26 protein-coding genes and 2 pseudogenes are annotated in these 26,592 nt (G+C 71.2%); 16 read left to right on the top strand and 12 right to left on the bottom strand.

The features are described 5' to 3' along the window. The 5 genes and pseudogenes from ACWCO3_RS09385 to ACWCO3_RS09365 all read right to left on the bottom strand — a co-directional run. Positions 1-604 (bottom strand): annotated as a pseudogene (locus tag ACWCO3_RS09385) (two-component sensor histidine kinase); the annotation flags it as partial. Continuing rightward, a complete protein-coding gene (locus ACWCO3_RS09380) occupies positions 597-1,289 on the bottom strand; it encodes a response regulator transcription factor (protein WP_145778445.1) in 693 nt (230 codons plus the stop codon). The pseudogene ACWCO3_RS09385 and the gene ACWCO3_RS09380, both read right to left, overlap by 8 nt. An 89-nt stretch (positions 1,290-1,378) precedes the next feature. Continuing rightward, positions 1,379-1,891 carry a hypothetical protein gene (locus tag ACWCO3_RS09375; RefSeq protein ID WP_145778444.1) on the bottom strand — a complete coding sequence of 171 codons (513 nt, stop codon included), beginning with the start codon at positions 1,889-1,891 and terminating at the stop codon, positions 1,379-1,381. Between the two features lie 112 nt (positions 1,892-2,003). Continuing rightward, entirely contained in the window at positions 2,004-3,017 is a 1,014-nt protein-coding gene (locus ACWCO3_RS09370) for an aminoglycoside phosphotransferase family protein (protein ID WP_450009340.1), read from the bottom strand. Between the two features lie 55 nt (positions 3,018-3,072). Beyond that, positions 3,073-4,245, bottom strand: a complete 1,173-nt coding sequence (locus tag ACWCO3_RS09365) for a thiolase family protein (RefSeq protein ID WP_145778442.1) — start codon at positions 4,243-4,245, stop codon at positions 3,073-3,075. Positions 4,246-4,430: 185 nt separating this feature from the next. On the opposite strand from ACWCO3_RS09365, the gene ACWCO3_RS09360 reads away from it, so the two are divergent. Then, on the top strand, positions 4,431-4,859 hold the full coding sequence (locus tag ACWCO3_RS09360) for a PH domain-containing protein (protein WP_145778441.1): 429 nt from the start codon (positions 4,431-4,433) through the stop codon (positions 4,857-4,859). Between the two features lie 4 nt (positions 4,860-4,863). Here ACWCO3_RS09360 and ACWCO3_RS09355 read toward each other — a convergent pair whose 3' ends face one another. Continuing rightward, positions 4,864-5,775: a rhomboid family intramembrane serine protease gene (locus tag ACWCO3_RS09355; protein ID WP_357937241.1), complete on the bottom strand. Its 912-nt coding sequence runs from the start codon at positions 5,773-5,775 to the stop codon at positions 4,864-4,866. Between the two features lie 100 nt (positions 5,776-5,875). Then, the gene (locus ACWCO3_RS09350) at positions 5,876-6,406 is read right to left on the bottom strand and encodes a peptidylprolyl isomerase (RefSeq protein WP_145778439.1); all 531 of its coding nucleotides are present in this window, start codon (positions 6,404-6,406) and stop codon (positions 5,876-5,878) included. 84 nt (positions 6,407-6,490) lie between these two features. Here ACWCO3_RS09350 and ACWCO3_RS09345 point away from each other — a divergent pair, with 84 nt between their 5' ends. Beyond that, a complete protein-coding gene (locus tag ACWCO3_RS09345; protein ID WP_145778438.1) occupies positions 6,491-7,267 on the top strand; it encodes a hypothetical protein in 777 nt (258 codons plus the stop codon). A gap of 73 nt (positions 7,268-7,340) precedes the next feature. Here ACWCO3_RS09345 and corA read toward each other — a convergent pair whose 3' ends face one another. The 4 genes from corA to ACWCO3_RS09325 form a co-directional block, all read right to left on the bottom strand. After that, the gene (gene corA, locus ACWCO3_RS09340; RefSeq protein WP_145778437.1) at positions 7,341-8,489 is read right to left on the bottom strand and encodes a magnesium/cobalt transporter CorA; all 1,149 of its coding nucleotides are present in this window, start codon (positions 8,487-8,489) and stop codon (positions 7,341-7,343) included. Between the two features lie 327 nt (positions 8,490-8,816). Then, a complete protein-coding gene (locus ACWCO3_RS09335) occupies positions 8,817-9,911 on the bottom strand; it encodes an aminotransferase-like domain-containing protein (RefSeq protein WP_145778436.1) in 1,095 nt (364 codons plus the stop codon). A gap of 106 nt (positions 9,912-10,017) precedes the next feature. Then, entirely contained in the window at positions 10,018-10,476 is a 459-nt protein-coding gene (locus ACWCO3_RS09330; protein ID WP_145778435.1) for an ester cyclase, read from the bottom strand. A gap of 83 nt (positions 10,477-10,559) precedes the next feature. After that, positions 10,560-10,952, bottom strand: a complete 393-nt coding sequence (locus ACWCO3_RS09325) for a CBS domain-containing protein (RefSeq protein WP_145778434.1) — start codon at positions 10,950-10,952, stop codon at positions 10,560-10,562. A 109-nt stretch (positions 10,953-11,061) separates the two neighbouring features. Here ACWCO3_RS09325 and ACWCO3_RS09320 point away from each other — a divergent pair, with 109 nt between their 5' ends. From ACWCO3_RS09320 to ACWCO3_RS09300, 5 genes are all read left to right on the top strand, one after another. Beyond that, entirely contained in the window at positions 11,062-11,514 is a 453-nt protein-coding gene (locus ACWCO3_RS09320) for an NUDIX domain-containing protein (protein ID WP_244311520.1), read from the top strand. Further along, positions 11,511-12,275, top strand: coding sequence for a hypothetical protein (locus ACWCO3_RS09315; protein ID WP_450009335.1), 765 nt, complete (start codon positions 11,511-11,513; stop codon positions 12,273-12,275). Before ACWCO3_RS09320 ends, ACWCO3_RS09315 begins: the two co-directional genes overlap by 4 nt. Before the next feature lie 78 nt (positions 12,276-12,353). Next, positions 12,354-13,085: a phosphocholine cytidylyltransferase family protein gene (locus ACWCO3_RS09310; protein WP_450009333.1), complete on the top strand. Its 732-nt coding sequence runs from the start codon at positions 12,354-12,356 to the stop codon at positions 13,083-13,085. Then, positions 13,073-14,140, top strand: coding sequence for an iron-containing alcohol dehydrogenase family protein (locus ACWCO3_RS09305; protein WP_145778430.1), 1,068 nt, complete (start codon positions 13,073-13,075; stop codon positions 14,138-14,140). Before ACWCO3_RS09310 ends, ACWCO3_RS09305 begins: the two co-directional genes overlap by 13 nt. Then, the gene (locus ACWCO3_RS09300; protein ID WP_088987137.1) at positions 14,115-14,837 is read left to right on the top strand and encodes a CDP-alcohol phosphatidyltransferase family protein; all 723 of its coding nucleotides are present in this window, start codon (positions 14,115-14,117) and stop codon (positions 14,835-14,837) included. Before ACWCO3_RS09305 ends, ACWCO3_RS09300 begins: the two co-directional genes overlap by 26 nt. Positions 14,838-15,021: 184 nt before the next feature. On the opposite strand, the gene ACWCO3_RS09295 is transcribed toward ACWCO3_RS09300, so the two are convergent. Beyond that, on the bottom strand, positions 15,022-16,335 hold the full coding sequence (locus ACWCO3_RS09295; protein ID WP_450009331.1) for a glycosyltransferase family 4 protein: 1,314 nt from the start codon (positions 16,333-16,335) through the stop codon (positions 15,022-15,024). Between the two features lie 24 nt (positions 16,336-16,359). Between ACWCO3_RS09295 and ACWCO3_RS09290 the strand changes: the two genes are divergently transcribed. The 9 genes and pseudogenes from ACWCO3_RS09290 to ACWCO3_RS09250 form a co-directional block, all read left to right on the top strand. Continuing rightward, complete coding sequence (locus ACWCO3_RS09290; RefSeq protein WP_145778427.1) at positions 16,360-17,220, top strand: Fpg/Nei family DNA glycosylase; 861 nt, start codon at positions 16,360-16,362, stop codon at positions 17,218-17,220. A gap of 264 nt (positions 17,221-17,484) precedes the next feature. Further along, the gene (locus ACWCO3_RS09285) at positions 17,485-19,056 is read left to right on the top strand and encodes a sugar transferase (protein ID WP_167524925.1); all 1,572 of its coding nucleotides are present in this window, start codon (positions 17,485-17,487) and stop codon (positions 19,054-19,056) included. A 39-nt stretch (positions 19,057-19,095) separates the two neighbouring features. Further along, positions 19,096-20,322, top strand: a complete 1,227-nt coding sequence (locus ACWCO3_RS09280) for a sensor histidine kinase (protein WP_145778425.1) — start codon at positions 19,096-19,098, stop codon at positions 20,320-20,322. A 23-nt stretch (positions 20,323-20,345) separates the two neighbouring features. Then, a complete protein-coding gene (locus tag ACWCO3_RS09275) occupies positions 20,346-21,107 on the top strand; it encodes a LytR/AlgR family response regulator transcription factor (protein ID WP_088987132.1) in 762 nt (253 codons plus the stop codon). 65 nt (positions 21,108-21,172) lie between these two features. Then, positions 21,173-21,835, top strand: a complete 663-nt coding sequence (locus ACWCO3_RS09270; protein WP_450009328.1) for a DUF5701 family protein — start codon at positions 21,173-21,175, stop codon at positions 21,833-21,835. A gap of 166 nt (positions 21,836-22,001) precedes the next feature. Then, on the top strand, positions 22,002-24,074 hold the full coding sequence (locus tag ACWCO3_RS09265; RefSeq protein WP_145778423.1) for a carboxypeptidase-like regulatory domain-containing protein: 2,073 nt from the start codon (positions 22,002-22,004) through the stop codon (positions 24,072-24,074). A 168-nt stretch (positions 24,075-24,242) separates the two neighbouring features. Next, positions 24,243-24,920: a response regulator transcription factor gene (locus tag ACWCO3_RS09260; RefSeq protein ID WP_145778422.1), complete on the top strand. Its 678-nt coding sequence runs from the start codon at positions 24,243-24,245 to the stop codon at positions 24,918-24,920. Continuing rightward, positions 24,917-25,990 (top strand): ATP-binding protein, encoded by a 1,074-nt coding sequence (locus ACWCO3_RS09255; protein WP_435826097.1) that lies wholly within the window; start codon positions 24,917-24,919, stop codon positions 25,988-25,990. The genes ACWCO3_RS09260 and ACWCO3_RS09255 overlap by 4 nt, the downstream gene beginning before the upstream one ends. After that, positions 25,987-26,592, top strand: a pseudogene (locus ACWCO3_RS09250) (hypothetical protein); the annotation flags it as partial. The gene ACWCO3_RS09255 and the pseudogene ACWCO3_RS09250, both read left to right, overlap by 4 nt.

The raw sequence follows: 26,592 nt of genomic DNA, 5'->3' as shown, positions 1-26,592 counted from the left end.
GCCGGCGGGCCAGCAGCAGACCGGCCGCCACACCGGCGGCCAGCCCGGCCAGGAGCGGCAACCAGAGGCTGCGCAGCACCTGGGCCCAGAGCCCGTCCGACGACGGACGGGACAGCACCACGCCGTTGCCGTTGGGCAGCGCACGGCCCTCGACCAGGGCCCGTTTCCCGTTGACGACGCGCCGGACCGACACGTTGCGGCCCTGCTCGATCCGCTGCACCACCCGCGGCGGCAGGCCCGGTCGGTCGACCGTCCCGCGCCGGATCAGGTACGCGTTGATGCCCTGGTTGCGCAGTTGTTGGATGAGCCGCTCCTCGTCGGTGCTGCGACCCCGGTCCAGTCGGGTCCGTAGCACCTCGGCGGCGAGCCGGGCCTGGGCGGCGAGCGCGTCCTGGTCTCGTCGCTCCGCTCCGCGGATCGCCAACGGCACCGCCACGATCGCGGTGACCAGCACCGACACCAGCGCCACCGCGCACGTGACGAGCACCGCCCGGGCGGTCAGCGTACGACCGAAGCGGCCACGCCGAGGTGCGGCCGGCGGGTTGGCGCCGACCACCGGCAGGGTCATGGTCGGCGACTCGACGCGCTCGGGACGGTCAGGCATCGACCGCGTACCCGACGCCGCGGTGGGTGCGGATCACGCTGGCGGGGCCGAGCTTCGCCCGTACCTGGGCGACGTGCACGTCCACGGTGCGGGTGCCGGCGTGTGCGGCGTACCCCCAGACCCCGGCCAGCAACTCCTCACGGGTGAAGACCCGGCCGGGCCGGGCCATCAGGTGGGCCAGCAGGTCGAACTCGGTGGAGGTGAGCTGCACCGGTGCACCCCCGACGCTGACCGTCCGGCGTGCCGGGTCGAGCGTCACCGGCCCGACGACGCGCGGCCGCTCCGCGCCCTCCGGCCCACCGGCGGAACGGCGCAGCACCGCGCGTACCCGGGCGACCAACTCCCGAGGGCTGAACGGCTTGGTCACGTAGTCGTCGGCACCCAACTCCAGGCCGACGATCCGATCGACCTCGTCGTCGCGGGCGGTGAGGAAGATGACCGGTGTCCAGTCGCCGGCCTCGCGCAGCTGACGACAGATCTCGGTGCCGGGCAGGCCCGGCAGCGCGATGTCCAGAACGCAGGCCACCGGGCGTAGCCGGCGGGCGGCGCTCAGACCGGCCACACCGTCGCGTTCCAGGTGGACGCCGAACCCGTCCCGGGTGAGATAGAGCCGGACCAGGTCGGCGATGGCCGGCTCGTCCTCGACCACGAGGACGAGCCCGCGGTGCGGCGGTTCGACGGTCACCGGCCCATGATTGCCGACCGGGCGGGCCGGCGCGATCGGTGCGTGTTCGGGTTAGGTAAGAGCGGCGCAAGGCGCCCGGTGAGAGCTGGTCAGCTCACCGGGGCCGGGCGGAACGCGCTGGGCCGAGCGGTGGCCGGCGTGTCGCTGATCGTGGCGACGACGCGCTCCCGGGGCACCCGCAGGCGCGTCCGGAACGCGTGGTTGAGCAGCGCGTCGAGCTGCCACACCCGCTTCGGGTGACTGGTACGGATGAGGAACCGCTCGCGGATCCCGTCGATCGCCGTGGCCGCCAACTCGACGCACTGCAGTCGTGGGTCCGGGCTCCAGGTCACGTTGCTCAGTTCCCGCAACTCGGTGTTGAGGTGCAGGCGCAGTCGGTGCAGGAGTCGGGTCTGCTGGGTCACCACCAGTCGACGGTGAGTGAGCAGCAGCAGGTAGTCGCCGGTGACCGGACGGTCGGGGCGGCTGCAACGGGTGACCAGGATGGTGGCGTCACCGGAGCCGACACAGCGCCGGAAGACCGGCATATGCCGGCTCACGGTCTGCACGGCCAGGCCAGCCTCAGCGGCGGCCGGGAGGAACGTTCGGGAGAAGACGTCCATGACCTGCCCAACGACGCCCCCGACGGGGTGACGTGGGTCACGCCGGATTTTTGGAAGTTCCACGCCACCGGGACGCACTGGCTGTCCGACTTCCGACTCCGACGGATCGTGGTCAGGATTCCGGCTGGAACGGGTCAGCGGCGAAGAGCTCCTCCAGCCAGCCGGGAACCGCGTCGGCGTACTCGGCACGCGACTCGCCCGGCGTGTCCAGGGCGCGACGCCAGGAGAGCGAGCGGCTCACCGGGCCCAGTTCGATCGCGAGGTCCGCGGCCTCGACGAGGGTCCGACGGTCGTACCGGTCGGTCCACGCCTCCAGGTAGGCGTCACGCAACCGGGCCAGTTGGGTGTCGTCGGCCGCCGGCTTCTTGGCGTACCGGATGGAACGCAGGGTCACCAGCAGCGTGCCGAACGGGTGCGCCACCGACGCGTCGCCCCAGTCGAAGTAGCGGTATCCGTCCGTGCCCGCGAAGACGTTGCCGTCGTGCAGGTCGTCGTGTTGCACGGTGGCCGGAATCCCAATGTCGGCGAGCCGGCGGCACCGCTCGGCGTACGACGGCAGCTCCGCCCGCAACCGCTCGTACATGTCCTGGCTGAGCCCGCCCTCGGCACCGATCAGCAGCGCCCCGTGATCGTCGAGCAGCTCGGCGAAGAGGCCGGCCAGCACCTCCGGACGGTGGTCCGGCACGCCCAGGGCGACCAGCTCGTCGGCGCGCGGCGCGCTCGCCAGTTGCAGTGCCGCGTACCCGGGGAGCGCCCGCTCCCAGTGCGAAAGGTCGGGGTCGCGCCCCAGCACGTCGCGCAACGACTCACCACCGTCGGGCAGCAACGACCAGCCCTGCTCCCGGTCCACGGCGATCGGGGTCAGCACCCGTTCGGGGGTCAGCTCGGCGAGCGTCTCGACCAGAACTGCCTCGTGCACAGTGCCCGGGTTGTTGGCCTTGAACCAGACCGTGCCGTCGTCGGTGGGCACCCGCCAGACCAGTGACCACGGACGCACCCGAGGCTCCACCAACCCGGTCACCCGTCGGCCGGCGAGACTCAGTTGCGCGTCCACCCAGGAGCGGGCCCGCACCTGCCACTGCTCGTCGGACCAGTCAGGGCTGCGCTCAGCAGGGGTCGTCGTCACGCTGGGCACCCTAGGCCGCCCGGTCGGGTCGGGGCGACGCCTTTTCCGACAGGTGTCAGATCAGCTCGACGATGGTGGCGTTGGCCATGCCGCCGCCCTCGCACATGGTCTGCAGGCCGTAGCGGATCCCGTTGTCCCGCATGTGCTGAAGCATGGTGGTCATGATCCGGGCGCCGGAGCCGCCGAGCGGGTGGCCGAGGGCGATCGCCCCTCCACGTGGGTTCAACCGCTCCGGGTCCGCCTCGGTCTCCGCCAACCACGCCAGCGGCACCGGGGCGAACGCCTCGTTCACCTCGTACACCCCGATCTCCTCGATGCCCAGCCCCGCGCGGCGCAGCGCCTTCGCGGTGGCCGGGATGGGCGCGGTGAGCATGGTGACCGGGTCGTCGGCGGCGACCACGGCGGTGTGGATCCGGGCCAGGGGCCGCAGGCCGTGCCGGCTCGCCCACTCGGAGGTCGTCACCGCGAGGGCCGCGGCGCCGTCGGAGATCTGGGACGCGGACCCGGCGGTCACCACACCGTCGGCGCGGAACGGGGTGGCGAGTTCAGCGAGTTTGTCCAACGTCGTGTCCCGGCGGATGCCCTCGTCGGCGGCGAACTTGCCGCCATCGCCGAGCGGCACCGGCGTCAGCTCGGGTTCGAATGCTCCGGCGTCCTGCGCTGCGGCCGCCTTCTCGTGGCTGGCCAGCGCGAACTCGTCGAGCTGCGTACGCGTGAGCCGCCACCGCTGGGCGATCAGCTCGGCCCCGACACCCTGGTTGAACGGCAGGGGCGCGTCGTCGGCGAAGCCCTCGACACCCCGGTACCGGTCCCGGAGCTGGTCGCTGAACGGCATGCCGCCGGCCACGCTGGAGCCCATCGGAACCCGGGTCATCGACTCGACGCCACCGGCGACCACCAGATCGGCCTGACCGGAGAGCACAGTGGCGGCCGCGAAGTGCAGAGCCTGCTGGCTGGAGCCACACTGCCGGTCCAGTGTCGTGCCCGGCACCGTCTCGGGCCAGCCGGCGGCGAGCACGCCGTTGCGGGCGATGTTCCACGACTGCTCGCCGACCTGGGACACGCAGCCCCAGAAGACGTCGTCGACCTGCGTCGGGTCGAGCCCGGTGCGCTCGGCGAGGGCGCGCAGCACGTGCGCCGAGAGATCGACCGGGTGGACGCCGGCGAGGCTGCCCTTACGCCGCCCGACCGGGGTACGCACCGCGCCGACGATGACAGCGTCACTCATGTTTACTCCCCGGTAACTTGGGCTGCCCCGATCCTACGCCGACGCGGCGGGCCGCCGCTCAGCCCTCTCCGGCGTCGATCATGGAGTGGTGGTGGGCAGAAGGTTCCACTTCGCACCATATGTGGGGCACCACAACTCCATGATCGACGGCAGCGGGAGGCCGTGACCGCTGGCATGCTGGGCGGGTGGATGACATCACCGGACCCCGGCAGTGGCGGGTGCCGTCGACCCTGCCCGCGGCGAAGCTCGCCGGTGCCGTTCTGCTGATCGCACTCGGGTTGCTCTTCGCCGACGGCGACGCGGTCCGGCTGGTGCTCGCCATTCTGACCGCAGCCGTCCTGGTCGTCTGGGCGGTACGCGACCTGATCGCACCGGTTCGGTTGGCGGTCGATCCGACTGGACTCACCGTCATCCACGGGTTCGCCGGCCACCGGCTGCTGCCCTGGCCGACCATCGAGGCGATCACCGTGGACCGTCGACCGCGGTTGGGGCTGACGTCCGAGGTCCTGGAGATCGACGCCGGTGATTCGCTGCACCTCTTCGGCCGATTCGACCTCGGCGCCACCCCGGACGAGGTGGTCGCCGAGCTGCACGCCGCCCGCCCGCACCCCTGATCGGTCAGCCGAGCAGGTAGGCGGTGCGGACGAGGACCAGGCCGACCAGGGCCAGCAGGATGATCGCTCCGCCGACGACCTGCACCAGCGTGCGTCGACCGCGCGGCGCGTACGCGAGCACCAGTGCCATCAGCGCACCGACCACCAGACCGCCCAGGTGCCCGGGGATGGAGATGCCCGGCACGGTCAGGGTGAACACCAGGTTGATCACCAGGATCGGGATCACCTGGGAGATGTCCCGGCCCATCTTCCGCTCGATGATGATCAGCGCGGCGAAGAGGCCGAAGACGGCTGTCGACGCCCCGGCGGTGGCCGAGTTCTGAGCGCTGAACAGGTACGCGGCCACGTTGCCGCCGAGCCCCCCGATCAGGTAGAGCGCGCCGAAGCGCAGCGGCCCGAGGTTGGCCTCCAACGACCGGCCGAGCACCCACAGCGCCCACATGTTGAGCAGCAGGTGGATCACGCCGTAGTGCAGGAACATCGCGGTGATCAGCCGGTACCACTGGCCGTCCGCGATGCCACCGAGCGTGCCGTCGGGGAAGACCGCCAGCCCGAGCACCGACCCCCAGTTGGTCAGCGGGGTGCTGCCACCCATCAGGCCGCCGAAGCCGGAACCGCCCACCGCTGCGTCCCCACCCCGGTCCGAGGCGATGGAGAGCAGCATGAGCAGCACGTTCACGGCGATCAGGGCCTTGGTGACATAGCCGTGCCGGCCGGCCGTACCGCCACCGAAGGCGGTACGCGCCGGCCGGACACTGCGACGGCCCTCGTTGACGCACTCCGGGCACTGGTGCCCGACCGACGCCTCCCGCATGCACTCCGGGCAGATCGGCCGGTCGCAGCGGGTGCACCGGACGTAGGTCTCCCGGCCGGGGTGCCGGTAGCAGACCGGGGTCGTCGGCGGCGACTCGCTCACCGGGTCGACCCGCCGTCCACCGCCGCGCGAACCACCGACGCCGGACGGTGCGGTGCTCCGGAGCGCTCAATCATGCGAGCAAAGGTACCTCGCCGGTCGCTCAGGCAGCAGACCGCTCGATCTCGACCCGCTCGATGACGACGTCCTGCAGCGGACGGTCGCTCGGGCCGGTCGGGGTGTTCGCGATCGAGTCGACGATCTTCACCGACTGCTCGTCGGCGACCTGCCCGAAGATCGTGTGCCGGTTGTTCAGGTGGGGCGTCGGCGACACGGTGATGAAGAACTGCGAACCGTTGGTGCCCGGTCCGGCGTTCGCCATCGCCAGCAGGTAGGGCCGGTCGAAGCGCAACTCCGGGTGGAACTCGTCGGCGAACTTGTAACCCGGCCCACCCCGACCGGTGCCGGTCGGGTCGCCCATCTGGACCATGAACCCGCTGATCACCCGGTGCGAGATGGTGCCGTCGTAGTACGGCCCGCTGCCCGGCTGACCGGTGCGCGGGTCGGTGTACTCCCGGTTGCCCTCGGCCAGGTCGATGAAGTTGCGGACCGTCTTCGGAGCGTGGTTCGGGAAGAGCTCCAGCCGGATCGGGCCAGCGTTGGTGTGCAAGGTGGCGTAGACAGCCTCGGCCACGGGTACTCCTCACTCGTTGGTCAGTTCCATGCGGATCCTCCCATGTGCCCGATCTGGCATCGCGGAGGCATCCGAAGGTGGAGGATGACGAAGGAACAACTCCCAGGAGGTAGGACCGTGTTTGGATTCGGGCGGCGCAAGTCCCAGGGGCAGCTGGCGAGGGCCGAGCTGAACCAGAGCATCAGCCACCTGATGCAGGCAGCCAACCACGCCGCCACGGGCGCTGGCGCGACCGTCGGCCCGCGGGTCCAGGTGGCCCGGAGCTACGTGGCGCCGACCGCCGCGAAGGTGCGCGACCGCGCGTCGACCGGCTGGGGGACGACACTCACCACGCTGGCGCCGCTGGCGGCGGCGGCCCGTGACGGCGCCGCGCAGGCAGGGCCGCTGACCAGGAAGGCCAAGTCGAAGACCATGCGGATCACTGGTAAGAAGAAGCAGCCGCGCCGTCGCGGCTCGATGATGACCGGCCTGTTGGCGGCGGGTGCCATCGCCGGCCTGGCCGGCGCGGTCGCGCTTCGTCGCCGCCGGGAGCAGCAGGAGTGGGCCGAGTACGACCCGACCCGCACCCTGGAGCCGATGCGCGACGAGGTCGACTCGATCGAGGTGCGTACGCCGTCCGCCACCAAGGGCAGCGACGGGTCCGCCATGGCCGGCGCGGCGGGGATGACCGGCGCGGGCAGCTCGGCGGTGGCCGGCGGCACCAGCGCCAGCACCACCAGCCCGGCCAAGCAGACCGGCATCCGCCCGACCGACAAGGTCCCCTCGGTCGCCGAGGGCGCCACGAACGTCTCCGGTCGGCCGACCGACGACCTCACCAAGGCCCTGGGCAAGGACACCGCCCGCACCAACGGGCGGCGCTGACCCCGGCGATCAGGCATCGAGCGCCGGCGCGCGGATCACTCCGCGCGTCGGCGCTTCCGTGTCGCGGTCGCGGTCAGAGCCAGCCGTTGCGGCGGAACCAGCGGTAGAGAGCCAGCGAGACGCCGAGCATCAGGGCCAGGGCCACCGGATAGCCGTACGTCATCTTCAGCTCGGGCATGTTGTCGAAGTTCATGCCCTCGACGCCGGCGATGGAGGTCCAGACCGCGGCGATGGCCGCCCAGGCGGCGATCTTGCGCATGTCGTTGTTCTGGTCGACGGTGACCTGCGCCAACCGCGCCTGGAGGATCGAGTTCAGCAGGTCGTCGTAGGAGTTCACCTGCTCCACGGTGCGGCTGAGGTGGTCCTGCACGTCCCGGAAGTAGCGGCGGACCTCCTTCGGCACGTCCCGGTTGACCTGCGAGGTCAGCGTCATCAGCGGCCGCTGCAACGGCACCACCGCCCGCTTGAACTCCACCAGCTCCCGCTTCATCTGGTAGATCCGCTGGATCCGCCCGTGGCCGTGCCGGTCGAAGACCTCGGCCTCCAGCACGTCCAGGTCGTCCTCGATCTGCTCGGCCACCTCCAGGTAGAGGTCCACCACCCGGTCGGTCACCCCGTACGCCACCGCCCACGGGCCGTGCAGCAGCAGGTCCTGCTTGGTCTCCAGGTCTGCGCGGATCGGGGCGAGCCGGCAGGCGTCGCCGTGCCGGACGCTGATCACGAAGTTCGGGCCGATGAAGAGCATCACCTGGCCGGTCTCCACGACCTCGGAGTTCTCGGTCAGCTCGGCGTGCTCGCAGTACCTGGCGGTACGCAGCACCAGGAAGACGACCTCGCCGAACCGCTCCAGCTTGGGGCGCTGCTCGGCCTTGACGGCGTCCTCGACGGCGAGCTCGTGCAGACCGTAGGTCTCCGCGATGGCGGTCATCTCGGCCAGCTCCGGCTGGTGCAGGCCGAGCCAGACGAAGCCGTGCTCCTCGCGGCGGGCCGCGGTCAGAGCCTCCGCGTACGTCCAGTCGCCGGGTTGCCGCTTGCCGTCGACGTAGAGCGCGCAGTCGACGACCGAGCTGCGACCGGCGCCGGTGGGGGTCGGCGCCGGTGGCGCGCCGTCGGTGTGCAGGATCCGGGTCATCGCCCGGACCGGGGAGGGCCACGCCCGGGGTCGCAACACCCGACCGGTGGTCGACGGTGCCGTCCGGTCCCGCTCTGTCCGATCCGTCATCGCGTCACCTCCCGCGCTCAGCTGCGGCTTGCAGGCTACGCCGACTGCGGTCGAGGGAGCGTGTGACGGCGGTCGCGCAGGGGTGGTGCCGGGTGGGCCGGGCCGCATCGGGGGGTGTGCGGGAACGACACGGCCCACCCGACACCCGTGGGGGCGGGAGGTTGTGCTGCCGCGTCATCCGGGTCGTGGCCGGCCCGGGGGAGGGTCGGGCGGTGATCTCCGCGACATAACACGAATGACGCTCGCAGCATTGTGGGCCGCCGGCCGCCCGGGCGGGAGTCCCGGGACGGCCGGCATCGTCGTTCTGTCAGGAACCCGACAGTTCGTTCAGCTGCGGACGGCCTCGACAGCGTCCGCGAGACGACGGACGCCCTCGTCGATCCGATCGGCGGTCACCGCCGAGAAGGCCAGTCGAAGGGCGTGCCGCCCACCGTCCAGCACGAAGTCGCTGCCCTTGACCACGGCGACCCCACGCTCGGCAGCAGCCGGGGCGAGCCGGTCCACGAGCACGTCCTCCGGGAACTCCACCCAGAGGAAGTAGCCGCCGTCAGGCTCCACGAACCGCGCCTGCGGCAGGTGCCGGCGCAACGACTCGGCGAGCACCCGGGCCCGCTCACCCAACGCCGCGCGTACCGTCTCGATGGAGCGGTCGATGTCACCGGAGACGCAGAACTGGTGCACGATCGCCTGGGACACCATCCCCGGCGAGATGTAGAGACTCGTCGCGTTCTTGGCGATGTCGGCGATCAGGTCCGCCGGACCGACCAGGTATCCGACCCGGACACCCGGGCAGACCGTCTTGGTGAAGCTCGACGCGTGCACCACCACGTTGCGGGTGTCCAGCGAGAGCATCGACGGCAACGCCTCGCCACGGAAGCGGATGTCCGCGTACGGGTCGTCCTCGAAGATGGTGAACTCGTACTCGGCGGCCAGGTCGAGCAACTCCCGACGCTTCTCCAGGGAGAGCGTCATTCCGGCCGGGTTCTGGTAGTTCGGGATCACGTGCGCGAGCCGGGGCCGGACCCCGGACTCCAGCAGCTTGCGCAGCTCGGCCGTGTCGAGACCGTCCGGCTGGACGGAGATGCCGTGCAGCTCACCGCCCATCCGCTGAAGGTTGAGCAGCGTCCGGTCGTACGTCGGGCGTTCCACCACCACCGCGTCGCCGGGGCGGACCAGGTGGTCGAAGAGGAACGCGTCGGCCTGGAGCGACCCGTTGGTGACCAGCACCTGATTGGTCTCGACCCCGTGCTTTTCGGCGATCCACTTTCGCAGCGGAACGTAACCGACGGAGGTGCCGTACGCCGTCACCCCCGCGGGGTCGGCGTCGAAGGCGCGGACGGCGGCGGCCTTGAGCCCCTCGACATCGACGATGTCCAGCGAGGGAGCCCCACGGGCAAAGGAGATCAACTGCTCGGCGGTCATGGATGTTGAGCGTACGGGCGGCGACGGGGCTCGCGCGGACGGCACGGCGATGTCCGCATCCTGAGCCACCGGGACGGGTGACCCGACTCCACCGGTCGGCGACAACTCAGACCGGAAGGGCGAGCGCGTCGTGGTGCGCAGCCCGGGAAAGCCCCTCAAACTGCACGCCGAGCGCATCGAGGAGTTGGCTCCAGTCGAAGTAGGAACGCCAGGCGGTGATCCGACCCTTGCGGGCCCGGACCACGTCGGCCACCTCCCAGCTCACCGTCCGGCCGGTCGGCGCGACGGTGCCGTACGGCGAGTGCAGCGTGCCGGTGTGGGTGCCGGTCAGGCGCAGCTCGACGGCGGCGCCACCGCCGGTGCGGACCGCGCCAAGCGCGTCGACCCGCAGGTCCGGAAAGGCGCCGGTCCAGGTACGCAGGAGTGCGGGCAGCTCGATCGGTCGGACCGTCACGCCCGGCATGGCGTAGAACGCCTCCGGGGCGTAGAGATCCGGCAGACGGGCCACATCCCGACGCAGGAGCATGGCGTACTGCTGCTCGACCAGGCGCTCCGCGTCACGCATCGGGCCCTCCCCTGCGGGTGACGGTCTCTCCGCGCCCGCAAGGGATGCTTACCCGTCGATCCGACCGGCCACACCTCACCCGGTCAGGTCGTCGCGACGGCCTGGCTTTCCGCCCACACCCGCATGATGTCCCGGACCGAGATCACCCCGGCCACCTCCCGACCGTCCAGCACCACCAGGTGCCGGAAACCGCCCCGGGCCATCGCCGCAGCGGCCTCGGCCACCGTCCACTCCGGCCCGGCGTAGACGACGTCCCAGGTCAGGTGGGCCCCGGTGCGTTCCACGTCACAGTCCAGGCCCGCGCCGACAGCCTTCAAGACATCGCGTTCGGTCATGATCCCGACTCCCTCGGAATCCGGGTCGATCACGACCGCCGACCCGACACCGCGGGCCGACATCATCCGGGCCGCCTGGCGGAGCGTGTGCTCCGGGCCGACGACGAGAACCTGGCTGGACATGGCATCCCGTACCTGCATCACACATCACTCCCTTGGGACGGTGGCATCCGGTAGGAACATGGTCGTCGGTGGATGTTTCCGGGACAAGGCCGCGCCTTGGCACAACACGAACGCTCGCTACTGTCGAATGGTGTCCACCGAGCCCCTGCGCTGCGCCGGCGCGCTGATCGTCGACCACGACGGCCGCATCTTCTTCCAGCGACGCTCACCCCACCGACGCCTCTTCCCCAACTGTTGGGACATCGTCGGTGGCCACGTGGAACCCGGCGAGGACATCGACACGGCGCTCCGCCGGGAGATCACCGAGGAGACCGGCTGGTTCCTCTCGCACGTCCTCGACCAGGTGGGCGAGTACACCTACGTGGGCGACGACGGCCTGACCCGGACCGAGTACGACTTCCTGGTCCGCGTCGACGGCGACCTCGACCACCCGAGGCTGGAGGCCGGCAAGCACACCGAGTACCGCTGGCTCGCCGAACACGAGCTGTCCGTCCTGGACGAGCACCGCGACGTCAACGACGGGCTGATCCGGCGTATCGCGGACGAGGGTTTCGCCGCCCTGCGTTCGACAGGTTTGTGAACAGCGTCGAGCTGGCCCCACACCGGATCGCCGGGCTGCTCGCTCCGGCCGTGGACCGGGTCTTCCGGGCCGGCATGCTGGCCGGTCGCGACGGTGGCGGCGCCGTTCTGGCCCAGAGGTACGGCGGGATGGCCGCGGCCGGATTCCTGGTCGACCTGCGCACCCGGCTGGCCGCACCCGGCGGCCGGGTCGACGGGCCGGGGTTCGCCGCTGTCACCCGGTACCAGGACCCGGTCGCCTGCCGCCGGGCAGTGGACAAACAGGTGGCGTACGGGATGCTCCAGCGCAGCGCGGACGGCACGCTCTCCGCCAGCGAGCGCGGAGCGGCCTTCCTCAGCGAGCTGTACCAGGTACACGCCGACGTCACCGAGGAACTGTGGGCCGGACACGACGAGCGGGTGTCCCGGATGGTGGCGGCGCTCGGCCGGCTGCTGTCCTACGCCCTGGTGCTGGCCGAGGAGGGCGACGGCGGAGGCTCCGCCTTCACCGCGATGGCGCCCCCGTACGAGCCGGACGGCACTCCGTCGGGCGTGCTGCTGCTCAACCGGCTCGGCACGCTGCGCTACCACCGGGCCGACGCGCACGCCGCCGCCTGGGCCGCCGCTGGGCACACCGCAGCCAGCGTCGCCACCCTGCCGGCCGGTCCCGAACGGACAGCCATCGAGCTGGAGACCGACCGACGGGCAGCCGGCCCGTACGCCGCCCTCGGGGCGGAGGAGCGACTGACCCTGCTCGCCGACCTTGCGGCGCTACCCGGCTGACCGGTTGACCAGAGCGGGCCGACCGACCGGCGCTATCCTCCACCGATGACGGGCAGCAGGACGAGGGAGGATGTCGCGATGATCGGAATGGTGCTCGCGGCCGGAGCGGGACGGCGGCTGCGTCCGTACACCGACACCCTGCCGAAGGCGTTGGTGCCGGTGGACGGCGAGACCACGATCCTCGACATCGCGCTGGGCAACCTCGCCGAGGTCGGGCTCACCGACGTCGTGATCGTGGTCGGCTACGCGGCGGACGCGGTCCGGGAGCGGCAGGCCGACCTGGAGAAGGAGTACGGGGTCACGATCACCCTGGTGTACAACGACAAGGCCGAGGAGTGGAACAACGCCTACTCGCTCTGGCTGGCCCGTGAGTACTTCGCGCGTGGGGTTCTGCTGGTCAACGGGGACACCGTGCACCCGGTGAGCGTGGAGAAGACCCTGCTCGCCGAACGCGGACCGGGCATCCTGCTCGCTGTGGACACCCTCAAGCCGCTGGCCGAGGAGGAGATGAAGACCACCTTCGACGCCGCCGGCCAGCTCACCCGGATCACCAAGATCATGGACCCGGGCGAGGCGTACGGCGAATACATCGGCGCCACGCTGATCGAGCCGCAGGTCGCCGACGCCCTCGCCGACGCGTTGGAGGCGACCTGGCGACGGGACCCGAACCTCTACTACGAGGACGGCTACCAGGAGTTCTCCGACCGGGGCGGGGAGGTGCGGGCCGCACCGATCGGTGACGTCCCGTGGGTCGAGGTCGACAACCACGCCGACCTGGCCCGCGCGCGGGAGATCGCGTGCCGCTACTAGCGCGGAGCGTCCTCACCCCGCTGCACATCGACGTACGACGTGGGGCTGTCGCCGATCTGGCCACGATCCTGGCCGACGGGCGGATCTCCTCCGGCGGTGACGTAGCGGTGGTGGTCGGTCCAGGCCAGGGTGCCCAGATCGCGGAGCTGATCCGGCCGTCACTGCGGACCGCTGACGTGTTCACCGTCACCGGGGGCACGTTGGACGCCGCCGACGACCTCGGCGGCAAGCTCCGCGCCCGGTCGTACGACGCGGTCGTGGGCATCGGCGGCGGCAAGACCATCGACGTGGCCAAGTACGCGGCCACCCGTCGAGGGCTGCCGATGGTGTCGGTGGCCACCAGCCTCGCCAACGACGGGATCGCCTCCCCGGTGGCCAGCCTGATCACCGACGGGATCAAGGGCTCCTACGGGGTGCACATCCCGATCGCGGTGATCGTCGACCTGGACTTCGTGGAGAGCGGCCCGGACCGACACAACCGGGCCGGCATCGGTGACGTGGTCAGCAACATCAGCGCGCTGGCCGACTGGGAGCTGTCCCGCCAGGTACGCGGCGAGCCGGTCGACGGGCTGGCCGCCTCCCTCTCGCGGGCGGGCGCCGAGGCGGTCCTCAACCATCCGGGCGACATGACGGACGACGCGTTCGTCACCGTGCTGGCCGAGGCGCTGATCTCCAGCGGCCTGGCGATGGCTGTCGACGGCACCAGCCGCCCGTGCAGCGGCGGCTGCCACGAGATCATGCACGCGGTCGACTCGCTCTTCCCCGGCACCGCCTCACACGGCGAGCTAGCCGGCCTGGGCGCGCTGTTCTGCACCTGGCTGCGCGGAGATCTGCGCCGCTTCGGGGAGATGTCGGCCTGCCTGACCCGGCACGGGCTGCCCCGGCTCCCCGCCGAGGTGGCGCTCACCGACGACCAGTTCGTCGAGGCGGTGCAGTTCGCGCCGCGTACCCGACCGGACCGGTACACCATCCTCGAACACCTGGCGCTGTCGCCTACCGAGACGCGGGAGCGGCTGGCAGACTACGCCGGTGCAATCCGCGACCAGCTTGGCTGACCCCCGTCCCACCGTCGCCGACTTCCACCGGGTGAACCGGGGCGGCGGCCTGTTCAGCGAGTCGATCAGCCAGTGGCTGGGTGCCGTCTTCGCGCTGGTCGCCCAGCGACTCGGGCTGCGCCCGACCGCGTTGACCCTCGCCAACCTGGTGCTCGGGCTGGCCACCTCGGTCACCGTGGTGGCGCTCGCCGGCCCGGTCGCCGACGGAGACGTACCGGCCTGGGTGGTCGGCCTGCTCGCCCTGATCGGCTGGCAGGTGGCGTACTCCCTGGACTGCGCCGACGGGCAGCTCGCCCGGGTGACCGGCCAGGGCAGCCCGGCGGGCGCCCGGATCGACATCCTCTGCGACGTGGCCGCGCAGATCGCGCTGGTCGCCGCGCTGGCCGCCACCGCTGTGGCACAGGAGCCGTCCACCCCGACCTGGCTGGTGGCGACCTTCGCGGGCACCTGGATGGTCAACCTGGTGACGTCGGTGATGCAATCCGGCCCGAACGCCGCCAGCATGGTCACCTCGACCTCCCTGCCGGTCCGCCTGGTGAAGCTGGTCCGCGACTACGGCGCGGTGGTCTTCGTGGCCGCCCTGGTGCTGGCCGTGGCACCCGCTCTGGTCCTCTGGGTGATGGTCGCGTTCACCATCGTCAACGGCGGCTTCCTGCTGGCGAGCATCGCCTTCTCCGCCCGCGCCTCCCTGCGCTGACCCACCCCGCGCCAGCTCCGCCCGCCTCGCGCGCCGCCCGCACGATCCGCGCAACTTCCCCGAAGTTGCTGCTTCCAGCGCCTGGGAAGCCCCAACATCCCTGATGTTGTGTGGATCTTCGGGTCGAGCGCGATCTTGACCAGGTACGGCCGCCCGGCGCGGGGCACCGCCGAGCGGGACGGGATCAGGCGCGGGTGGAGGTGCGGGCCACGGCCGCGTAGATGTCGATGAGCTGCTTGGTGACCACGTCGGGGTGGAAGGTCCGCTCGTAGCGGGCCCGTGCGCCCGCTGCCAGCCCGGGCGCGCCGGCCCGGGCGACCGGCAGGGCGGCGGCCAGCGCGGCCGGCTCCGGGGCGACGACCCAGCCGGCGTCGCCAAGACCGATCCCGGCCGGCATGGGCGCCCCGCCACCGGCCACCCGGGGAGCGACCAGCGAGGCGGCCTCCGACGCGACCGGCGAGGCGACGGCGGAGGCGTTCTCGGCCGGGCCGGTGCCGGCGGGCTCGTGCGGGGCGTCGGCCCCGACCAGGTACGGGATTCCGCCGAGCGCCGTGCCGAGCACCGGTCGACCACTGGCCAACGCCTCGAGGATCACGGTCGGCAGCACGTCGTGCCACATGGAGGCGGCGATCACCACCGCGCTCGCCTCGACCGCTGCCCGCACCCCGGCCCGGTCGATCTGACCGAGGTAGACCACGTCGGATCGCTCGGCGGCGGCGGACTCCACGAGCGGGCGCAGCTCACCGTCGCCGGCCACGCGCAGCGTGCCCAGCGCACCCACCGGGTGCCGACGCCAGGCGTCCAGCAGCAGGTCAAGGCCCTTCTCCGGGGAGAGCCGGGCCATGTAGAGGAACCCGTCACCGAGCGGCGACGGCTGGCCCGGGTCGGGCACCGAGTTCGGCTTCACCACGATGCGTTCGTCCGGAATGCCGTAGTCCCGGAGGTGGTCGGCGATCGCCGAGGTGAGCGCGACGTACCGGTCCACCGAACGCCAGGTGCCCCGGTGTACGGCCAGGGTGGTCGCCATCAGGGCACTCTGGGCCGCCGAATCGCGGTAGCAGCGGTGCTTGATCGCCGGCACCCCCAGCGCCCGGCCCTTGCAGTCCTGGCAGATCACCCCGTCGCGGAAGTAGATCCCCGAGGAGCAGACCTGCCGGTAGTTGTGCACCGTCTGCACGACCGGCACGCCGTGACGGTGCGCGGTCCGCACCACCCAGGGCGACAGCAGGGGGTACGGGTTGTGCAGGTGCAGGACGTCCGGTCGGTGCTCGGTGAGCAGTCGACTCAGGTCGTGCTGGGCGCGCGGAGCCCAGATCGGCGAGATCGGCAGCAGCGCCTTAGCCGCCTTCGACATCGACGGGATCTCGTCCGAACTGCGGATGAACGGCAGCACCTCGACGCCTGCGGCGGTGAGCTGGGCGATCTCCGAGTCGACGATGATGTTCTCGCCGGAGGGCTGTGCTTCCCGGTACCGGTTGTGCGCCACCACGATTCTCACGGGAAAGAAGGCTACCGTTGGCTGGTGCCCGAACTACCGGAGGTTGAGGCGCTCGCGGGTTACCTGCGGCAGCGCGCGGTGGGGCGGCGTGTCGACCGGCTGGAGATCGCCGCGATCAGCGCCCTGAAGACGTACGAACCGGCACCGACCGCCGTCGCTGGTCGGGCGGTGGTCGATGCCGGCCGGCACGGCAAGTTCCTCGACGTGCTGTTCGAGGGTGACCTGCACCTCGTGGTGCACCTGGCCCGGGCGGGCTGGCTGCACTACCGGGAGGCGTTCCCGGCCACCACTCCGCTGCGCCCCGGCAAGGGCCCGATCGCGCTGCGCGTACGCCTGGACGACGGCTCCGGCTTCGACCTCACCGAGGCCGGCACCCAGAAGAAGCTGGCCGCTTACCTGGTCACCGACGTGTCGGCGGTGCCCGGGGTGGCCAAACTGGGCCCGGACGCGCTCGCTGCGGACCTGCCCACCTTCGCGGAGCGGTTGCGGAGCCGGCGGGGGCAGGTCAAGGGGGTGCTGACCGACCAGTCGGTGCTGTCCGGGGTGGGCAACGCGTACTCCGACGAGATCCTGCACGCCGCGAAGCTGTCTCCGTTCGCGATCACCGATCGGCTCACCGACGCCCAGATCGCCACCCTGCACGCGGCCACCCGGCAGGTGCTCGGCGACGCGGTCGAGCGGTCCCTGGGTCAGCGGGCGGCGGAACTGAAGGGCGAGAAGCGCTCGGGGTTGAAGGTGCACGCCCGCACCGGGCTGCCCTGCCCGGTGTGCGGGGACACCGTGCGGGAGGTGTCGTTCGCCGATTCGAGCCTCCAGTACTGCCCGACCTGTCAGACCGGCGGAAAACCCCTCGCTGACCGACGGTTGTCCCGTCTCGTACGGTGAGTAATTCCACTTGGCGACTACGGAGCGGAATCGGCCTTCCTGAGCGGAAGCTCCGGTCCGCCGTTCTCGCCACGCGCGCATCCATCGGTATAGTGGCCCGGTCCCCGGCTTCTGAAATGGTGCGGAGCCGGCCAGATCCCGCCGGCACCATCGATCGCCAATCTCCCTCGGGGCGGCGACCGGTCGGAGCCCGCGTGGGAGACTGGGACGGTGGGCGACCCGGGCCCTCACGCCGAGTGAGCGGCCCGTGTCATGCGGGAGGACATGGGTGAGGTGACGGCAAGCCTCCAGCGCCCGGTAACCAACGAAGGCCGGAGCAGACTCGTGCGGCACGTCGACAGCTTCGAGATCCAGCCGCCGACGCCGCCGTCACACAACGGCGTCCCTCGGTCGGCGTGGACCAGGGCTCGACGCCGTGTCTCCCGTTGGCACCGCCCCTACATCGCCATCCTGCTGCTGCTCGACTTCGGCGCGGCGGCGTTTGCCAGCTGGATCGCGATCCAGCTCTTCGACCAGGCTGCCTCCGGGTTCAGCGGCACCAACCAGGATCCGACCTGGTTCCACACGATCTCCTACCTGCTGCTTCCGCTCGGCTGGGTGGTGATCCTCTGGAGCAACCGGGCGTACGACCGGCGCTACCTGGGGCTCGGCCCGGACGAGTTCAAGCGGGTGATCCGGGCCGCGGTAACGGTGGCCGCGAGTGTCTCGTTCCTCGCCTTCGCCACCAAGACCGCGTTGTCCCGTTGGACGGTCGGCACGGCCCTGCTCGGCGCCCTGCTGTTGATCCTGTGGGGCCGGTTCGTGGCCCGCTGGGCGCTGCACTACATCCGGCGTCGGGCCGGCCAGGCCGCCCATCGGATGGTGCTGGTCGGCACCCTGCCGGAGTGCCTGGAGGTCTACGCGGCGGTCACCCGCAGCCCGGCCGCCGGACTGGTGCCCGTCGCCATCCACATCACCGACGGCTACGCGGCGGCCCGGGGAATGCCGACCCCGGTTCCGGTGTACGCCGGCCGCGACGTCCTGGCCCTGGTCCGCGAGGTCGGCGGGGACACCATCGCCGTCTGCGGGTCGGCCAGCGCCGAGCCGGGCGAGCTGCGCCGGCTGGCCTGGCAGTTGGAGGGCTCCGGCGTCGACCTGGTCGTCGCACCGCAGCTGACCGACATCGCCGGGCCCCGGGTGCACATCCGGCCGATCGAGGGTCTGCCGCTGCTGCACGTCGAGGAGCCGACCCTCTCCGGTCCCGCGCTGCTGGCCAAGAACCTGATGGACCGGGTCGCCGCCGGCCTCGGTCTGCTGCTGCTGATCCCGCTCTTCGTGGTGATCGCCGTAGCGATCAAGATCTCCGACCGGGGGCCGGTGTTCTTCCGCCAGCCTCGGGTGGGGCACGAGGGACGCACGTTCCGGGTGTGGAAGTTCAGGACCATGTACGTCGACGCCGAGGATCGGCTGGCCAGCCTCGTCGACCGCAACGAGACCGACGGCATGTTGTTCAAGATGAAGCAGGACCCCCGGGTCTTCCCGGTCGGCGGCTTCCTGCGTGCCTCGTCGATGGACGAGCTGCCGCAGCTGATCAACGTGCTCTGGGGTGAGATGTCGCTGGTCGGGCCCCGCCCGTTGCCGGCCGACGACGGCGACTTCCTGGGCGACGTACGCCGCCGCCTGCTGGTCCGCCCCGGCATGACCGGGCTGTGGCAGGTCTCCGGCCGCTCCGACCTGTCCTGGGACGAGTCGGTCCGACTGGACCTCTACTACGTCGACAACTGGTCGTTGGCGTACGACCTGAGCATTCTGTGGCGCACCGTCGGGGTGGTGCTCGCTCGAAAGGGCGCGTACTAGGGGCTTGGCGGGCCGGCCCGCAGGGGCAAGGATCGCTGCGTGGGTGCCAACCTCTCCGCCGTGGTCGGCGTCGTGTCGCTCGTCACCGCGCTGACGGCGGCGCTGTTGGCGGTGCTGCGGCTGCGCGCCCGCCGTGGCATCGCCACCGCCACCCAGCGGGCCACCTACGAGGTGCTGCACACCGCTGGTCTGGCCGCCGAGCCGCTGCGTGCGGGGCTGAGCGAGGCGGGCGCCGCGAAGGCCGTACGCCATCTGCGGGCCCTGGTGGGCGCGGTCGGGCTGGCGATCACCGACACCGACCGGCTGCTGGCCCTCGACGGCCGCGGCACCCACCACGGCGAGCAGTTGCTCGCGGCGGCCGAGCGAACGGTGGACACCGGCCGCTCGACGGTGCTCGGTGAGCAGGAGTTGCACTGCGACCGGGTGGACTGCCCGATCCGTGGGGCGGTGGTCGCGCCGTTGCAGGGGGCCGACGGTCGGGTGGTCGGCGCGCTGGTGGCCGTCGCCGACAGTCCACCACCGCCGGGACTGGTGCAGGCCACCCTGGAGACGGCGCACTGGGCCGGCAACCAGCTCGCCCTGGCCGAGCTGGACTCGTCCCGGGAGCGGCTGGCCCGCGCCGAGATCCGGGCGTTGCGGGCGCAGATCAGCCCGCACTTCATCTACAACGCGCTGACCGCGATCGGCTCGTTCGTCCGCACCGATCCGGAGCGGGCCCGGGAGCTGATCCTGGAGTTCGCGGAGTTCACCAGGTACTCCTTCCGGGCGCACGGCGAGTTCACCACACTTGCCGAGGAGTTGCGCTCCATCGACCGCTACCTGACCATCGAGCGGGCCCGGTTCGGCGACCGGTTGCAGGTGCGGTTGCAGATCGCCCCGGAGGTGCTGCCGGTGACGCTGCCGTTCCTCTGCCTCCAGCCCTTGGTGGAGAACGCGGTCCGCCACGGGTTGTCCCGTAAGCCGGGCACGGGCATGGTGAGCATCGAGGCCCGGGACGCGGGCGCCGAATGCCACATCACGGTGGAGGACGACGGAGTGGGAATGGATCCGACCACGCTGACCGCCGGCATCGCCGAGCTGGCCCGCAGCACTGGCGACCCGGGCGACGACACGGGTCAGCACGTCGGTCTCTCCAACGTCGACGAGCGGCTCCGGTCGGTCTTCGGGGACCGGTTCGGCCTGGTCGTGGAGACCGGGCTGGGCTCGGGCACGAAGGTGAGCATGCGGGTGCCGAAGTTCCACCCGGGTGTACGGGCAGGGTCGTGAGCGAGCGCACCGGAACGGCCGCGGTGAACGCGTCGGGTTTCCTCCGGGTGCTGGCGGTGGACGACGAACCGCCCGCGCTCGACGAGCTGGCGTACCACCTTCGGGCCGACCCCCGGGTGGCCCGGCTGCTCACCGCCGGCGACGCGACCGAGGCGCTGCGGTTGCTCCGCGACGGCGACGTGGACGTGGTCTTCCTGGACATCCGGATGCCCGGGTTGGACGGGATGGAGTTGGCCCGGGTGCTGCGCCGCTTCGCCCGGCCGCCAGCGATCGTGTTCGTCACCGCGTACGACGACGGCGCTGTGGACGCCTTCGACCTGGGTGCCACCGACTACGTCCGCAAACCCGTCCGCGCCGACCGGTTGGCCGAGTCGTTGCGCCGGGTGATCGGTTCACGGGTGGTGCCGTCGCATCCGGCGGCGCTGGCCCGTGCCGAGGAGGACCCGACGATCCCCATCGAGTTGGCCGGCACCACACGGATGCTGCCCCGTTCGGCGGTGCGGTGGGTGGAGGCGCAGGGGGACTACGCCCGGTTGCACACAGCGGAGGGGTCACACCTGGTGCGGGTCTCGCTGGCCACGTTGGCGGAGCGCTGGGCCGACGCCGGTTTCGTCCGGGTGCACCGGTCGTACCTGGTGCAGTTGAAGTTGATCGCGGAGTTGCGGCTGGTCAACTCCGGCTATGTCGTGGTGATCGACTCGACCGAGCTGCCGGTGAGCCGACGGCACACCCGGGAGCTGAAGGACAAGCTGGTCAGGGCCGCGAAGCAGGACTGGAATCGCTGACCCGGGAATGGAACCGCGCCTACCGTACGTTGTACGCTAATCCGTACGACTTCCGGGAGGCCGCTGTGACCGTGACCCCGTTCGACGCCGAGACCGAGTTCGATCGTCAGGTCGACCATCTGGTACACCTGGGCTACCCGGCCCTGGCCGGGCTGTCCGAGACCGCCTTCCGGGACCTGGTCGCGCCCCTGCGGAAAAGGGCGGTCGAGGGCGCCGCCGGGCTGCCCGCCCCCACCGACGCGCGGGTGCCGTTCCTGCTGGTGATCACCCGGGACCTGGTCGGGGTGCCGGAACGGCTGGGGCTCACCACGCTGGCCGGCAAGCGCAAGCCCGGCGTTCTCGACCGGAACTACGCCGAGGACGACCTGCCGCGCTTCGACCCGATCAAGGAGTTGGAGGTGCCGGCCGGTCCTGCCTACCTGCTCTTCGACGTGGACCGGGGCGAGGAGTTCCGCAACCTGGCCCCGGCCACCGCCATGGAGGGGATGACCGCCCAGGGTCGGCTGCCGCTCACCATCGACGAAGGGCTGGCGTTCGTCACGCTGCACCCGGCCGCGTTGGCAAGCAACAGGTGCTTCTCACTCGTCGGTTCCCGGTGTGGCGACAAGCGGGTGCCGGCGCTCTGGATCAGCCAGGGGGCACCGAAGCTGGGCTGGTGCTGGTACGGCAACCCGCACACCTGGCTCGGCTCCGCCTCGGCTCGGCCGGAGCGAGTCGGCCTGGAGTGACCGTCCGCTGAGGAGGGATGGCCGGCCGCGCGATTCCGCCCGACCGGCCCTCCCGGCTGACATAGCCGATGGCCTACTCTCCGAGTGCCGATTCCGTTACGGGGCGCAGGGTCGGTGTGGGCGGAGCCTGCTCAGGCCGCCCCGCCACCCTCACGTGGGGAAATCCATGAAGCTGTTCCCAGCCCGCCGCGCCCTGCTGGCCGGTGCCCTCGTGGCGGCACTCTTGCTGCCCGGTGCCACACCGGCACAGGCCGCGGCAACGGGTGCCATCAGCGGACGATTGATCACCAGCACCGGCACACCCGCCGCCGAGGTCCAAGTGCTGGTCTACGAGACTGATAGCTGGAACTACGTCGACGACACCAGCACCAACGCCGACGGCAACTACACCTTCTCCGGGTTGCCCGCAGGCTCGTACCTGGTGGGCTACTTCCCGCTCGAGCAACCTGGGCAGTATTACCGCCAGCATTCGACGATCTGGGACGCCACCCCGGTGACCGTCACCGCCGGTGGCACCGCAAGGGCCGACGATCAGCTCTTCAGCACGGGCACCATCAGCGGCCAGATCGTCAACGCCGCAGGTGACCCGTTGCCCGACCTGGCCATCGACGCCCGAGAGGTCGACACGGACGCCTTGGCCGGGGGTCGCACGGACGACCAGGGTCGGTTCACCTTCGTCACGCGGCCGGGCCGCTACATCCTGAGCCTCCAGCCGATCCAGGGCTCCGACCAGGTGCAGTACGTGCCCGGCACGACCGACCGGGAGAGCGCCAGAGTCTTCGACGTGAAAACGGACGAGACGACCGTAGTGAACGAGACGGCGCTGATGGCGGGCGGCCTCAGCGGCCGCTTCACCACTGCCGCCGGTGCCCCGCTCGCCGACGCCCAGGTCATCGTCAGCGCCACCACCGGTGCCAGCGCGGCCTACCTGCAGACCGACGCGAACGGTGAGTTCAGCGCGCAAATGCTCCCGGGCTCCTACATCGTCGGCCTGTTCGCCGGTGACCGGCAGCAGTACTACCGCGGCAAGTTGACGTCCGAGGAAGCCGACCACATCGAGGTGCGGGGCGGTCAGCAGACGACGATCACGGACTCACTGCTGGGCACCGGCTCGGTCACCCTGCAGGCGGTCGACTCGGTCACCGGCGTGCCCATCGCCGACTTCTGCGCCCAGTCGGTGTGCAGCAACGGCACGGGGACGGTGACCGTCACCGACCTGCCGCAGGGCCGCCACACCCTCTACCTGGACGCACCGGACCGGCTCCACTTCTCCCGCGAGGTGACCGGGGTGCGGGTGAAGGCGAACGGCGACACCAAGCTGACCGTGAAGATGCGGCCCGGGGCGCTCATCAGCACCACCATCGTCGACCGACAGAGCGGCGCACCGGTGGCGGACATCTGCCTGGACACCTTCCTGGCGAAGCAGGCGTCGCTCCGGGACGGCTACGGCGACTGCAGCGACCGCAACGGCAAGATCCAGGTGGGACCACTCGCCGCCGGCAACTACAAGCTCCTCGCGGTGCCGCTTAGCGACACGTACGGCCGCCAGTGGGTCGGTGCCGACGGCGGCACCGGCGACGAGCGGCAGGCAGTGGCAGTCGCCGCGACCGTTGGCCAGGTCGTCACCGGGCCGCAGGTCAAGATGGACCGGGCCGGCACGATCACCGGCACGGTCACCGACCCGACGGGGCAGCCGGTGCCGAACGCGGGCGTGTCGGTGCTGACCGCTGACCCCGGTGTCGGCGCCCAGGACGCCACCACCGACGAGCACGGCGTCTACACGCTCAAGCGGCTTGGCCCGTACGCGTGGCCGCTGGTGGTCGGCGCCAACCCGTACGCCAGCGAGTGGTCCGGCGACAAGACCGACCGGTTCACCGCCACTCCGGTGACGGTGACAGCTGGGGCGGCAGCGACCTACAGCGCCCAACTCGACCAGGGCACCGAGCTGACCGGCACCTTCCGCACGCCGGACGGCACCGCGTTCGACAGTGGGTTCGTCATCGCGCGCAGCGTCGACACCGGTGACGTCGCCGGCAGTGGCTGGATCAGCGAGGGGCAGTTCAGCATGCGCCTCAAGGGCCCGCAGCGGATCTTCTTCACCTACAACGCGTCGCTCGGCGACAGGTACTTCGACGGCCGCTACCTAGTCACCCAACCGGACGGCACCCGCAAGCTGGAGCGGTTCACCGTCCCTGCCAGCGGCAGCATGTCCGTCGGTCTGGTCGTAGCGACCAGCTGACGTATTCGCGTGGCGGGGTCGGTGGCGGTGTCCACCGGCCCCGCTTCGGCGTTCGTGAAGGCCAACCGGCATCCTCGCCCCGGTTATCCACAGGCGTGAGCCGTTCTCCACAGGTTATTCACAACGCCACCCACTGATCTCCACGGCGGCTCCCTACAGTCAGGACCCATGACGCAACGTCGGGTACTGGTGGTCGAGGACGAACGGACCATCGCCGAATCCATCGCGGCTCGACTCAGGGCCGAGGGTTTCACGGTGGAGATCGCCGCGGACGGGCCCAGCGCCGTCGCGCAGTTCCACGCCGGACAGCCGGACCTCGTCGTCCTCGACGTGATGCTGCCCGGCTTCGACGGCCTGGAGGTGTGCCGTCGGATCCAGACCGACCGGCCGGTCCCGGTGCTGATGCTCACCGCCCGCGACGACGAGACGGACCTGCTGGTGGGGCTCGCGGTCGGCGCGGACGACTACCTCACCAAACCGTTCTCCATGCGGGAGTTGGCCGCACGGGTGCATGTTCTGCTGCGCCGGGTGGATCGGGCCGCCGCTCCCGTACCGCCCGCCATCCGCATCGGCGACATCGAGATCAACGAGGCCGAACGGCGAGTCCGCCTCGGCGGTGCTGACATACACCTCACCCCGACCGAGTTCGACCTGCTGGTCCACCTCGCCGGGCGTCCCCGCACGGTGCTGCCGCGAGAGCGACTGCTCGCCGAGGTCTGGGGATGGGCCGACGGGAGCGGCACCCGCACTGTGGACAGTCACATCAAGGCTCTACGCCGCAAGCTCGGTGCCGACCTGATCCGGACCGTCCACGGCGTCGGCTACGCCCTGGACCTTCCCGCGTGACCGGCCAACTCGTGGACTGGCTGGATCGGGCACTGCCCCGCCCGCTGGATCCGGTCCGCTCGATCAAGATGAAACTCGGCGTTCTGCTGGTCGCTTCCTGGGCCGTGGCCATCGGCTACTTCTGGTACGGCATCGGTTGGCTCCCGCCGGGCACGGCGGTCACCAGCATCTGCATCGGTCTTGTCACCTCGCAGGTGCTCGCCCACGGGATGACCTCGCCGCTGCGCGAGATGACGGCGGCAGCCGGCGCGATGGCCCGGGGCGACTACACGCGACGGGTACGCGCCACCTCCCGGGACGAGGTCGGCGAGCTGGCTCAGGCCTTCAACAAGATGGCCGAGGACCTGCACGCCGCGGACCAGCGCCGACGTGAGTTGATCGCCAACGTCTCACACGAGCTGCGTACGCCGATCACCGCGTTGCAGGGCGTGTTGGAAAACATGGTCGACGGGGTGGCCGACCCCGAGCCGGCGGCGCTGCGCTCGGCTTTGGGCCAGACCGAACGGCTCGGGCACCTCGTCGCGGACCTGCTCGACCTGTCCCGCCTCGACGCCGGCGTGGTGCCGTTACGGCGGGTACGGATCGACGTGGGGGACTTCCTCGACGAGGCGGTGGAGCACGCCACCGCGAACGCGTCCGGTGCCGGCCTGGACGTGCATTTCGAACTCCGTGACCTGCCGTCGCCGGTGACGGTGAACGCGGACCCGTGGCGGCTGCACCAGGTCTTCGCGAACCTGCTCGACAACGCGGCGCGGCACAGCCCGCCCGGCGGCTTCGTCCGGGTCAGCGCCGCAGAAGACGGCGACCACCTCCGCTTCGAGGTGAGCGACGAGGGCCAGGGCATCCCGCCGGCCGAGCGGTCCCGGGTCTTCGAGCGGTTCACCCGCGGCGACCGGTCGGCCGGGGGCGGAACGGGTCTCGGTCTGGCGATCGCGCGATGGGTCGTCGAGCTGCACGGCGGCCGGATCGCCGTCCTCGACCCCATCGGCCCGCACCGGGACGACCGGCCCGGTTGCCGCATCCAGGTCACCATCCCGAACAACGGTTCCCACCGAGAAGAGGCCGCATGACCAGCCCTGGCAGCGTTCCCGTTCCGGCCCCCGGGCCGACCGGAGCGCAGGTCCCCCCGACCGTCAGACCTGGCCCGACCGCACCGCCGACCGCCGGTCAGCTCCAGCCCTGGCCGCCCGCGCCGGTCCTGCCGAGGCCGCCGTCGTTCACCGAGCGGCGTTGGCCGGGGCCGTCCGGTGCGGCTCGACCGCTGGTCCTGGCCGCACTGACGGCGGCGACCGTCGTCGGCGCGTCCGCGCTCACCGTCGTTCGCCCCGGCCTCGGCTGGCTGGTGGCGGCGCTGGCCGCCGTCGCCGCCCTCGGCGTCGCCGCCGTCGCCGCCGGCACCAACGCCCCGACCGTTACCGCCTCTCCCCCCAAGCCGGAACCGACAAGCCCTCCGACGGCTGCCACGACACCGCAACCAGCAGGTTTCGCGACAGGCGCGACGCCATCGGGACCGAAGAGCCCCGCGACGACGTCCGCCGTCAAAGCGGCCGCGTCGACTGCGGCGACCGCCGCCCGTCCCGGTGCCACGGGGCTGGAGCTTGCTGAACACCAGCTTCTCGGCCAGCCCGTAACGCAGCTTGAGCCCGCCCGGCACCGGCTTGCCGGCCTGTTC

It is taken from the genome of Micromonospora sp. NPDC002411, assembly GCF_053592955.1.
Note: the sequence above shows the minus strand (reverse complement) of the source record. Positions and strands in the feature narration are given on the sequence as shown.